At 62.5% G+C, this 11,448-nt stretch carries 11 protein-coding genes; 8 read left to right on the top strand and 3 right to left on the bottom strand.

From position 1 onward, the window contains the following. The first annotated feature begins 392 nt into the window (after window positions 1–392). Window positions 393–1,025, top strand: coding sequence for a TetR/AcrR family transcriptional regulator (locus NKH12_RS23020; protein ID WP_352955240.1), 633 nt, complete (start codon window positions 393–395; stop codon window positions 1,023–1,025). 87 nt (window positions 1,026–1,112) lie between these two features. Here NKH12_RS23020 and NKH12_RS23015 read toward each other — a convergent pair whose 3' ends face one another. Further along, window positions 1,113–1,409 (bottom strand): hypothetical protein, encoded by a 297-nt coding sequence (locus NKH12_RS23015; RefSeq protein WP_352955239.1) that lies wholly within the window; start codon window positions 1,407–1,409, stop codon window positions 1,113–1,115. 274 nt (window positions 1,410–1,683) lie between these two features. Between NKH12_RS23015 and NKH12_RS23010 the strand changes: the two genes are divergently transcribed. From NKH12_RS23010 to NKH12_RS22980, 7 genes are all read left to right on the top strand, one after another. Continuing rightward, window positions 1,684–2,115 carry a dihydrofolate reductase family protein gene (locus NKH12_RS23010; RefSeq protein ID WP_352955238.1) on the top strand — a complete coding sequence of 144 codons (432 nt, stop codon included), beginning with the start codon at window positions 1,684–1,686 and terminating at the stop codon, window positions 2,113–2,115. A 95-nt stretch (window positions 2,116–2,210) separates the two neighbouring features. After that, on the top strand, window positions 2,211–3,152 hold the full coding sequence (locus NKH12_RS23005; protein WP_352955237.1) for a hypothetical protein: 942 nt from the start codon (window positions 2,211–2,213) through the stop codon (window positions 3,150–3,152). 468 nt (window positions 3,153–3,620) lie between these two features. Continuing rightward, window positions 3,621–4,481 (top strand): FAD binding domain-containing protein, encoded by an 861-nt coding sequence (locus tag NKH12_RS23000; RefSeq protein ID WP_352955236.1) that lies wholly within the window; start codon window positions 3,621–3,623, stop codon window positions 4,479–4,481. Continuing rightward, on the top strand, window positions 4,481–4,957 hold the full coding sequence (locus NKH12_RS22995) for a (2Fe-2S)-binding protein (RefSeq protein ID WP_095521021.1): 477 nt from the start codon (window positions 4,481–4,483) through the stop codon (window positions 4,955–4,957). Before NKH12_RS23000 ends, NKH12_RS22995 begins: the two co-directional genes overlap by 1 nt. Before the next feature lie 2 nt (window positions 4,958–4,959). After that, window positions 4,960–7,224 (top strand): xanthine dehydrogenase family protein molybdopterin-binding subunit, encoded by a 2,265-nt coding sequence (locus NKH12_RS22990; RefSeq protein ID WP_352955235.1) that lies wholly within the window; start codon window positions 4,960–4,962, stop codon window positions 7,222–7,224. Further along, window positions 7,224–7,469 (top strand): MoaD/ThiS family protein, encoded by a 246-nt coding sequence (locus NKH12_RS22985; protein ID WP_352955234.1) that lies wholly within the window; start codon window positions 7,224–7,226, stop codon window positions 7,467–7,469. The genes NKH12_RS22990 and NKH12_RS22985 overlap by 1 nt, the downstream gene beginning before the upstream one ends. Before the next feature lie 187 nt (window positions 7,470–7,656). After that, window positions 7,657–8,286, top strand: coding sequence for an EamA family transporter (locus NKH12_RS22980; protein ID WP_352955233.1), 630 nt, complete (start codon window positions 7,657–7,659; stop codon window positions 8,284–8,286). Between the two features lie 43 nt (window positions 8,287–8,329). On the opposite strand, the gene NKH12_RS22975 is transcribed toward NKH12_RS22980, so the two are convergent. Both NKH12_RS22975 and NKH12_RS22970 read right to left on the bottom strand, forming a co-directional pair. Next, a complete protein-coding gene (locus NKH12_RS22975; RefSeq protein WP_352955232.1) occupies window positions 8,330–9,007 on the bottom strand; it encodes a methyltransferase family protein in 678 nt (225 codons plus the stop codon). 185 nt (window positions 9,008–9,192) lie between these two features. Continuing rightward, a complete protein-coding gene (locus NKH12_RS22970; RefSeq protein ID WP_352955231.1) occupies window positions 9,193–11,214 on the bottom strand; it encodes a calcium-binding protein in 2,022 nt (673 codons plus the stop codon). Window positions 11,215–11,448 lie beyond the last annotated feature (234 nt).

Below are 11,448 nucleotides of genomic sequence, written 5' to 3'. Positions count from 1 at the left end.
AGGCTCAGTTGACCAAGCACACGATCGACCATCCGAATCATCTCCCTATCTTCCTTGCGAACGGAATCACCAATCCGATTCTGTGCAAAGGCCTCCTTGAGGGAGAGATGGCCGCGAAGCGGCCAGAGGGGGTCGCCTCGCATAGAGCGCCAACCTCCATCTGCCGCAGGAGGCCGCGCCCGGTCGTACCGACCCCCTCTGTCGCCTTCGGCAACATCTCCCCCTCAAGGGGGGAGATTACGCTCTCGCCGGCTTGCAAGCTCTCAACACGTGACATACCGGTTCCCCTGATTATATGATAAAGGTGCTCCACTAAAACGGAGGCGCCTCCGTTTATTACGTGGGGCTTGAACCGGTCGGGTTCAAGCCCCGTATTCGCAGTGGAGAAAAATTTGGCTTCGCAGCCGCCCGCAACCGCCAAAGACAAGCCCGACGCGACAGCGGCAAAACCGCTGCGCGCTGATGCGCAGCGCAACCGCGACGCGCTGGTCGAGGTCGCGGCAGTGGCCTTTGCCACGCATGGCGTCGACGCCTCGCTGGAGGAGATCGCGCGCCACGCCGGCGTCGGCATCGGCACGCTCTACCGGCACTTTCCGACGCGTGAGCATCTGGTCGAGGTGGTCTACCGGCGCGAAGTGGAAAGCCTGTGCGCGGCCGCCGACGAGCTCGCCCTTCACCATCCGCCCGACGTCGCGCTGGAACAGTGGATGCAGCGCTTCGTCGACTACATCGCCACCAAGCGCGGGCTGGCCACAAGCCTGCGTATCTTGCTCAACACCAATTCAGCCCTATTCTCGGACATGTCCGGCCGGGTGACACTCGCTTTACGGCAGCTGATCGAAGCGGCGGTGGCCGACGGCTCGATCCGCAGCGACGTCGACAGTTCCGACGTGCTGCACGCGCTGGGCGGCATCTATTCGGCGCCCGATACCAAGGACTGGCGCGACCGCTCGCGCCGGCTGGTCTCGCTGCTGATGGACGGGTTGCGGTTTGGGGCGACGAAGTCGGCGAAGGGTGGCGGGTGAAGGCAGGGCCGCCGAAAGCGCGGCGCGCGAATTGCCAGCGGAGCAAGAACGAGCAACTCCGCCCTGAACTGCGTCAGATGCGAAATCCTATGCGAACAAGCCGACTGCTCGATCGTAAAAATGGTCGAGAGCGCAGCGCCTAGCGGCAATCCGGGCGGCTTCAAGCAATTCCTCGCGACCCGCGCCGTCCTTGTAGGTTGCGATGACCACGCGCGCGATCATTTCGGCGTCCGCGTTGTCAAGCTCCGCTTCGCCGGACCGCAAAATTTCCCGAACCACACCCCTCAAGAGATCCAGTTCAATGGTTGAAAAGACGCCCATATGGGGCGCAGATGTGCACTCCACTGCCATTTGAATTCCTCCCACCGTAACGATATCAAACACGCGAGAGATTACAACTAAAGTATTAGGCGAGCGCGCTCTTCGGAGGACGGTCGCTGGTACATCAAAGTGAACGTCGAGGGTCGCGATAGGCGCACCCCTGGCCCCCTTCAAATCATTTGAAGATGCACGGCGAACGAGTAGCGCGATCGATTGAGAGATGAAGGCAAATGCTAGCGTTTGAGCCGGTTGCCGGACGCAACGCCTTACTGAAACACTTGCGCCGCATGATGCAAACGTCGCTAATGCGATCAGACCGGCTATCGGTGGAGTACTCATGAAGAAGACTGTCGTTAGGGTTGTCTGTGCTATCGGCCAGGCGGGGCAGCTCGGCCTCAAAGGCGGCCTCCCATGGGAAGGCAACCGGTCGCCGGAGTTTGTCGCCGACGTTGCACGATTTTTCGATCTCACGAGAGGGCACGTCTTGCTCGCCGGTCCCAAGACGATCGCAAGCATTCCGGATTTTGCTCGCGCGGATCGGGAACTTGTCGTCGTTCGCTCCAGCATGGATCCCGAGGACACGCTCCAGCGCTTTGCCGGCCGTATCGTCTTTATCGGCGGCGGTCCACCGGTGTGGGACGCCTACGCGCGCTTCGTCAGCCACTGGGATGTCAACCGGCTGCCCTATGACGGGCCGGCAGACCGCTGGTTCGATGCAAGATGGCTTACGGGAGGTGGCAACGTTGCCAGAAATCACCGCGACCAATGAAGGCTCGCATGTTGACGCCCGCTACGAACATGTAGGTACTGAGGCGAAATGGTATTAGTCTGCGCGGTCTCGGGCTTCAGCGAGCTGGCAAACGCATGGATTTCAGCACCTTCTCAGGCCATGGCTATTTCCTCATCGGCGGCCTCATCCTCGTTGGTGCCGGGCTCCTGATCCTTTCGCTGATCGTCAATATTCGTGTGGCACACAGCGTGCGCCACGATATGCGCCATCGTGAAAAGCTGCTGGAATATTATCGCAACATCTTTTCCCAGCTTGGCGTGATCCTGATCGGTATTGGCGTTTCTCTGTTCATCTTCTTTTTTCAGCAGAATTATCAGGACCAGCGCAAACGCGAAACGGAGCTCCAGCTGGTTCTCGCCAAACTGGCCGCGCGCATTGCTCGCGGCGCTGCCGTCGTCGAATACCTTGGCGAATTCGATGCGCTGCTGGATGATGGCGGGCCTTACATCAGCCCGGAGCTCGGTGGAACGAATGCCGCGATCAGCGCCCACGGGGCGGAACTCGGCAAGCAGGTCGCCGAGATCCTTTTGGTTGAGCGCGACGTCGAGGTTCAAGCGTTCGAGATCCTGAACCTATCGCGCGATTTCGAAGCATCGTTCGTCGTCAACGAACTCGATCCCGCGCTGTGGTTCAACATCGTGCGGGATGAGAGCGAGATCCAATATGCCACCACTCAACTCGCCCTCGACTACAAGGACCTGCAGGATGCGATCGGCGGAGACGCAATCGCGGTTGCGATCGCAAATCCTGAAAAGGAGGCAAAGATCAAGCAGGAGGTGCTCGACATCTTTTATGATGCCGACCTCTTGCGCCAGCGCAGCAGGAGACTTCTCGGCCGTGCGTGCTGGCTTTTCAGCAAGGGGCGCAGCTTCGTCAACCTTGGACCGGTCAACGATATCGAAGCCGATGCCAGGTCGCACCAGGAATGGATCGCCCGGTCGAAACCCTTCCTGACGCAGTTGAAGTCGGGAAGCGGCGATTGTTTCAAATTGCTCCAGTTCAATCCGGCGCCCTGAGTTGAGCGCAGGCGTCCTGAGTTGGGATCGAGCCGGCAAGCGCGGTTCGACTTGAGGTCCGTCGCTCTAAGTCGAAACTCGATCGCCGGCTGCCGCCAATCGCCGAGACAGGTGGAAAGCAGCCATGAGCCGGCGTCTGACGGCGAGTAGTTCCTTGGGACAGTGATTTAGACAGATCGGCGATCGGCAGCATCGATAATTCCCGTGGCGAATCGCAAACCTCTATGGTTGGCTGATGCATCCATCCCTTCGTCATCCCAGGGCGAAGCAAGGAGCGAAGCGACGCGGCGCAGACCCTGGGATGACGAAGGCATGGGCCTGTGGCTAATCACCGGCGTCAGAGATGGTGGAATGTTGCTATTTGTCTTGCGGCGCCTGGCCTAATCGCTGCTGATGCAGAACCGGATGACCATTTTGATCCAAGGCTCTATAACAGGCCGACAGAATTGCGATGATCAAGGGGAGACGATGCGCTACATACGTCCGCTTTCAATGGAAGATGCCGTTGGCCAGCTGGCCGGCTCGTCTGGCACGGCCGCCATTCTCGCCGGAGGCAGCGACCTCCTGGTGAGGATGAAAGGCGGCTTTATCGAGCCCGACCTGATCGTCGATATCAAGGCGATCGACGGACTGGGTGAGATCAGGGAAACGGCGGAGGGCTTCAGCATCGGTGCGGCGGTCTCCTGCGCCCTGATGGGAGAGAGCGCGGCCTTGAACAGGGAATGGCCGGGCGTCGTCGAAGCGGCCAAGCTGATCGGCTCCAAGCAGGTACAGGGACGCTGCACCATAACAGGCAATCTTTGCAACGCCTCGCCGGCAGCCGACAGCGTGCCGGCGCTGGTGGCCGCCGGTGCCAGGGCATCGATTATCGGGCCGGGAGGCAGGCGCACCGTCGCGGTAGAGGCGGTGCCGACCGGGCCGGGCAAGACGTCGCTCGCCAAGGGCGAGATCATCGAGGCGATCCTGCTCGACAGGCAAGCGCCGCGCTCCGGCGATGCCTATCTGCGTTTCATTCCACGCACGGAGATGGACATCGCCGTGGTCAGCGCCGGGGTGAACCTGACGCTCGATGAGCAAGGTGTCGTCAAATCGGCCCGCGTGGCACTGGGCGCCGTCGCGCCGACGGTGCTGCTGGTGGAAGAGGCCGCCGAGGCCCTCATCGGCAGGAAGCTGGACGAGGCAGCGCTTGAGCGGCTCGCCAAGGTCTGCTCCGGGGCCTGCCGTCCGATCGACGACAAGCGGGGCACCGTCGAATTCAGAAGAAAAGTTGCGGGTGTGCTGGCCAGGCGGGCCGCCACGACCGCCTATGCACGCGCAGGAGGCAAATAATGGCTGGTGTAGCAGTCTCAACGACAATCAACGGCGACAACGTCGAGTACCTTTGCCAGCCGGATGAAACGCTGCTCGACGTGCTGCGCGACCGCCTCGGGCTGACGGGCGCCAAGGAAGGCTGCGGCACCGGCGACTGCGGCGCCTGCAGCATCATCCTCGACGACCGGCTGGTGTGCTCGTGCCTGGTGCTTGGCGCCGAGGCTGAAGGCCGGCGCGTCGAGACCATCGAGGGCATGGCGCATGGCGACAGGCTGCATCCGCTGCAGCAGAAGTTCCTCGAGCACGCAGCGCTGCAATGCGGCATCTGCACGCCGGGCTTCCTGATAGCGGCGAAGGACCTTTTGGCCAAGAACCCCGACCCGACCGAGGAGGAAATTCGCTTCGGCCTCGCCGGGAACCTCTGCCGCTGCACCGGCTATGACAAGATCGTGCGCGCCGTCCAGGACGCGGCAAGCGTGATGAAGGGAGCATGACGATGAACTTCGATCCGCGCTATTCCGGACGCAATTTCACCGCAGTCGGCACGCGTCCCATCCGCCCCGACGGCGTCGACAAGGTGACGGGCCGTGCACGCTATGGCTCGGACTTCAACATGGCCGGGCAACTGGTCGGACGCGTGCTTCGAAGCCCGCACCCCCACGCCAAAATCAGGAAGATCGACATATCGAAGGCGGAGAAGCTCGCCGGCGTGAAGGCGGTGATCACCGCGGCCGACCTGCCCGACCTCACCGACGGCGATGCTGCCATGTACGACATCCTCGACAACTGCATGGCGCGCAAGAAGGCGCTCTATGACGGCCATGCGGTGGCGGCGGTCGCGGCGGTCGATGCTCGCACGGCGAGGCAGGCGCTGAAGCTGATCGAGGTCGACTATGAGGTGCTGCCGCATGTCACCGATGTCGACGAGGCGATGAAGCACACGGCACCCCTACTCAACGACGCCATCTTCACCGAGGGCCTAGAGGAAAAGCCCGTCAAGCCTTCCAACGTCACCAAGCGCACGCAGTTTGGCCATGGCGACATCCATGAAGGTTTCGGCCAGGCCGATTTCGTCGTCGAACGTTCTTTCAAGACCGAGCAGACGCACCAGGGCTATATCGAGCCGCATGCCTGCGTGGCCAATGTCAGCTCGGACGGCACCGCCGATCTCTGGGTCTGCACGCAAGGCCATTTCGTCTATCGCCAGCATTGCGCCCAACTGCTTGGCATGGAAGCTTCCAAGCTGCGCGTCACCTCGTCGGAGATCGGCGGCGGTTTCGGCGGCAAGACCCATGTCTGGGCCGAGCCGGTGGCGCTGGCGCTGTCGCGCAAGGCCGGACGGCCGGTCAAGCTGGTGATGACGCGCGACGAGGTGTTTCGCGCCTCCGGCCCAACCAGCGCCACCTCGATCGACGTCAAGATCGGCGCCCGCAAGGACGGCACGATCACCGCGGCCGAGGCGACGCTGCGCTATTCCTGCGGCCCTTATGCCGGCATGTGGGCCGAGATCGGCGCCATGACGGCGTTCGCCTGCTACAGGCTCGAGAACGTCAGGACGGTCGGCTACGAAGTTCTGGTCAACCGGCCGAAGACGGCGGCCTATCGCGCGCCGTCGGCGCCGATGGCGGCGTTTGCGGTGGAAAGTGCCGTCGACGAACTGGCCAAGGAGATCGGCATGGACCCGGTCGAGTTCCGGATCAGGAACGCCGCCCAGGAAGGCACCAGATCGTCCTACGGCCCGGTATACGGCCCGATCGGCATCGGTCCGACGCTGGAAGCGGCGAAGATCCATCCGCACATGAAGGCGCCGCTGCGCAAGAACCAGGGCCGCGGTATGGCTTGCGGCTTCTGGTTCAACTTCGGTGGCCAGACCTGCACCGACCTCAACATCGGCATGGACGGCTCGGTCTCGCTTGCCGTCGGCACGGTCGATGTGGGTGGTTCCCGCGCGTCGCTGTCGCTGGTGGCCGCGGAGGAACTCGGCATCGCCTATGAGCAGGTCAAGGCGGTGGTGGCCGACACCTCCAGCCTCGGCTACAACGACATGACGGACGGCAGCCGCGGCACCTTCTCCTCCTCGATGGCGACGATCTCGGCCGCCCGCAACGCCATCAAGATCCTGCGCGAGCGCGCCGCGCAGATGTGGGACATTCCCGTCGACGACGTGGTCTGGGAAAAGGGCCACGCGATTGCCAAAGGCGAGAAGTACGGCAACCTTGCGGCGCTGTCCCTCAAGGAGATCGCGGCCGCGTCGGGCAAGACCGGCGGGCCGATCGCCGGCCACAGTGAGCTCGTCGCCGACGGCGCCGGCGTCTCCTTCGCCACCCATATCTGCGATATCGAGGTCGATCCCGAGACCGGCGCCACCAGGGTCCTGCGCTACACCGTCGTCCAGGACGCCGGCAAGGCGGTACATCCGACCTATGTCGAGGGGCAGTACCAGGGGGGTGCGGCGCAAGGCATCGGCTGGGCGCTCAACGAGGAGTATATCTACGGCAAGGACGGGCGGCTGCAGAACCCCGGCTTCCTCGACTACCGCATCCCGGTCTGCTCGGACCTGCCGATGATCGACACGCAGATCCTCGAGATCCCCAATCCCAACCATCCTTACGGGGTGCGTGGTGTCGGCGAGACCTCGATCGTGCCGCCGCTGGCGGCGATCGCCAATGCGGTGTCGAACGCCGCGGGCGTGCGGATGACGCATATCCCGATGTCGCCGCCGCGGATTCTCGCGGCGATCGAGGCGGAACGGGGAGGCTGATGGTCGAAGTGACGCTCTGGGGATCGCTTGGCGCGCTCGCCGGAGGCAACAGCAAGGTCGAAATCGAGGCCAAGGACATTCGGGAGCTGTTCAGGAAGCTGGCTGAGCAGTATCCCGGCCTCGAGCCCTACATCGACCGCGGGATTGCTGTGGCGATCGATGGGGTGATCTATCGCGATACGTGGTCGAAGGAGCTGCCCCCGGGGGCGGAGATTTTTTTGTTGCCGCGGTTGGCGGGGGGGTGATTGGGGACCTGCCTCCACCCTCGCCTAGCATCAAGGTCTCGAACGTCGTTGATTGGCCGGTGAACGAGCCCGCTGCGCGGGATGGGCGCGCGGTAAGGTAGCGGTCACGATCCGGTTGCCGCGCCCGCATTGAGCGTCGTTCGGCTGGGGCAGAGCATCACGGGCTTCTTCAACAAGGAGCCTGACCATGCCCTATCCTGTTCTCGATGCTCCGATCAGTCCGCTGCGCCAGCGGCTGATCGACGACATGACCATGCGCCGGTTCAGCCAGGAGACGCAGCGTAACTACATCCGCGATGTCGGACGGTTCGCAAGCTTCCTTGGCCGACCGCCGGATATGGCGACTGCGGATGATCTGCGCCGGTTCCAGGTAAGAAGTGTGAAGTACCTTCTCCTCTCGTGGCAGTCCTGGGCGGTGCTCTCGGCCTGCTTCGCCGCTCTGACCGCTATTTTCGCCAAGGTCGGAGTGGAGAACGTTAGCTCGGACTTCGCCACCTTCATCCGTACCATTGTTATTCTGTTAGTCCTTGGGACGATCCTTGCGGCCACCAACCAGTTCCAGCCGCTTAGCTCTATTTCGAGCAGGACCTACCTGTTCCTCGTCCTGTCGCGGCTTGCTGCAGGTGCGTCGTGGATTTGCTATTTCCGTGCGCTTCAATTGGGAGATGCGGCACGCGTTGCCCCTATCGACAAACTGAGCGTCGTGCTCGTGGCGATGTTCGGAGTGACATTCCTCAAGGAGCACTTGTCGTTGTCGAATTGGGTAGGTGTTATATTGATCGCAACAGGCGCGGTTCTAGTGGGTTACAAAGGCTAAATGGTAGGCAAGTTGGCGACGGCGGATTGCCTCGACCTTGGGATTAGAATAGCCAGAAATAGGTTGGCAGATAACCGATCACCTGGAGGTATTCGATGCCTTCGATGGCTGGAAAGACCGCGAGAAAATAGAGAGCATCGAAGAATGTGCTTCTTAGCGCTTTCGTGGAGAACGTGTGCTGATGCTCGTCGTGATAAAGCCATAGTTTGGGCCAGAACCGTGGTGTTCTGGCCGCATACGCGTCGTATTTCGGGCCAAACTTTCCCAGAAGAAACGCCTCTTCCTTTCTGGCGGTCATCCCGAAAACCGCGTAGGTGCACACTCCGAGAACGACGGCAACGATGATCGACCCGAACATGAGGCCGATGCCGAATGCTCCAATCATTGAAAACAGATACAGGGGATTGCGAGTGATCGAGTATGGCCCGTTTACCGCCAACTCGGTGTTCTTCCGGCCCCCGACATATAGGATGCTCCACAATCTTCCGAATATGCAGACGAGGATCAGGACAAAGCCTGTCATCTCGATAAGTTCATGAAGGGTCGATGCTTCGTCCCAGCCTGGTCGAGAGAACAACAGCGATCCGATCGCCGCGATGCTCAAGCCCTGGACGACAAGAAGTCTCTTTCGCTGATTGAAAGGTTGCGGGGCAATTGAAGCGGACATCATGGTTCCTTTGACAGAGGCTTTTTTGGCGCTCGCGCCAAGCATCCGGTTCATTTTCGGGAGAGGCGCCGCAAGTTTAGGGCCAATGACCGCGGAGCAAGCGGCGCCGGCCCATGCGGCCCTATTCCTTATTATTAATCAGAACTTCACGAGCCATGCTGCGCTTGTAGCGCTTGCAGGTGACTCCTTCCAGCCGATGGGGCAAGGGCGCGCCAGGGAGACCGCGCCCTGCCCGCGCGTCAGACGAAGAAGAAATCGGAGGCATTGATCAGCGCGGAGTCGAAATTGGCGATCTCTACTGTTCCCTCCGCGAAGCTCAGCACGGTCGACCGTCCGTCCTGCGTGACGGCGACGTCCTCGAAGCTCTCGACGCCCGTATAGGTCGCGATCTCGATGCGATCGGCGCCGTTCTCGAAGCCCCGGATCAGGTCACTGCCGAAAGGTATCAGGTCGAAGACAAAGACGTCCTCGGCGCCGGCCTCGCCGAAGAGGGTATCGTCGTCCGCGCCACCGGACATCCGCGCGCCGTCGCCGCCGGCCCGGAGCCGGTCGTCGCCTTCACCGCCCTTGATTTCGTCGAAGCCATCGCCGCCGCAGAGCCGGTCGTTACCCTCGCCACCCGCGTGTTCGTCATCGCCCGCACCGCCCTGAATGCTGTCGCGACCTTCGTCGCCATCGATCTCGTCGTCGCCCTCGTCGCCAAACAGCCGGTCGTGCCCCTCCTCGCCGGAGATCTCGTCATCGCCGGCGCCGCCATATGCACGATCGTTGCCGTCGCCGGCCTCGATCTGGTCGTCGCCGCCGCTACCACGGATCACGTCGTTGCCGTCGAGCGCGATGAGCTGATCGTCCTCATCGGTTCCGACGAGCCGATCCTGGCCGTCAGTGCCGACCAGGCGGCTGATGCCAGTCGCCTCGACCAAGGCCTTGACTGTCTCGCTGCTGAGCGGCGCATCGCTGATTGCAACGAAAGCATCGTCGAAATCGCCGTCGAAGTCCTCGGTGCTGGCCAGGCCATCTTCGAAGCTCACCACCTCGACCCCGGCGAGGCCGTCGTCGATATCGCTTGCAAGGGCGTTCTCGCCGGCCACCGGGTTCAGGAAGTTGAAGCCGTCGCGGTTGCCGACCGAATGGAACGCCCGGATCGGCAGCAGGTTGCCGTCGGCGTCGGTGACGACCGGCGCCACCCGGTCGTAGATGGTGGCCGGGCCAGGCGTGTAGGTCGTCGCGTCGTCGCCGTCGTAAACGTCGGCGACATCACCTGAGGTGAAGTCGCGGAAGAAGAGGCCACCGTTCTCGTAGTCCTCGAGATCGAGGCCGAGTTCCTCGACATCCGGGATGAGGAACAGGCCGAGCGACTGCCCGGCCGCGACTGCCATCGTCGCCTTGGTGCCTGCCTTAACATCCTCGGTGTCGGCGAAGAGGATGCGCGCCTCGCCGATCTCGCCCGTCGCCGTGTCGAAAGTATAAGCGCCGATCGCAGCGTTGGTGCTCGCGTCCTCGCTGATGAAGGTGATGGTCTTGGCAGTGCCATCCCCCGCGAAGGCGAGCTCCGTCGGATCGACGGGGGCGGAAACGTCGACCTCGCGCCTGTTCCTGATCTCGATGACGAGCTCGGGCTCATCCTCCGAGAGCACCACCTCCTCCTCCAACACCAGGCCGATGCCGGGCGCGAAGTATTTGTAGGCGCCCACGCCGGGCTCCAGGCCAGAAGTGTCGAGGATCTTGACGACACCGTGAAAGGAGCCGAAGTCGGTCTCGACGTCGAGGCCGGTTGCGATCACCTCGCCTTCATCCTCCGCCACGCCGGCGTAGAACTCCTGGAAATAGCTGTCGCCCGGCATCGGTGCTGCGCGCATGATCCAGCCCGGCGCGGCGCCGTCGACGCCTGCCTCCCACGATCCGCCGAAGTCGGTCCCGATGAACTCGCCCTCGTCGTTGTAGTTGTAGTTCGTCGCGATCTCGCCCAGATACCAGACGTTGCCGTCATCGGCCTGCGCGTACCAGTCGAGCGTGTCCTCGACGAGAACGCCGTCAGCATAGGCCGTATCGCGGACGACGACCGTCTCGACGCCCTCGATGATCTTCGTCTCGAACGTGGCGAAGTGATCGTTGCGCTCCGTCTCCTCCTCGCCGGTCTCGGGATCGATAAGCGCGGCGCCGTAGCTGTTGATGGTCCCGCCGGGCAGCGGGAAGAACGTGTTGTCGATGTTCGTGGAATTGCCGAACGTGGCGGCGGAGAAGTCGGGTAAAATGGCCATGGGAATGTCCTCCGAGGTGGATCGCGTCGCGGGCGCGTCCGCGGCCGGACGCTCGCCGCGGTCCCCAGCATGGCTTGGCTCCCGCCTCACGGGAATCCGGCAGGCGTGACGGGTAAAAAGACTCAGCCTTTCAAAGCCCTAGACGGCACATCCTACGGATGTGAGTGCCCTGCCGGCGGCAGTTAGCATGACAGCTTTCCCGGTCACGGACTGCAGTCGAGTATCTGAGGGCGT

The organism is Mesorhizobium sp. M1322 (assembly GCF_040318085.1).
In the GTDB taxonomy this organism is placed as follows: Bacteria; Pseudomonadota; Alphaproteobacteria; order Rhizobiales; family Rhizobiaceae; genus Mesorhizobium.
Note: the sequence above shows the minus strand (reverse complement) of the source record. Positions and strands in the feature narration are given on the sequence as shown.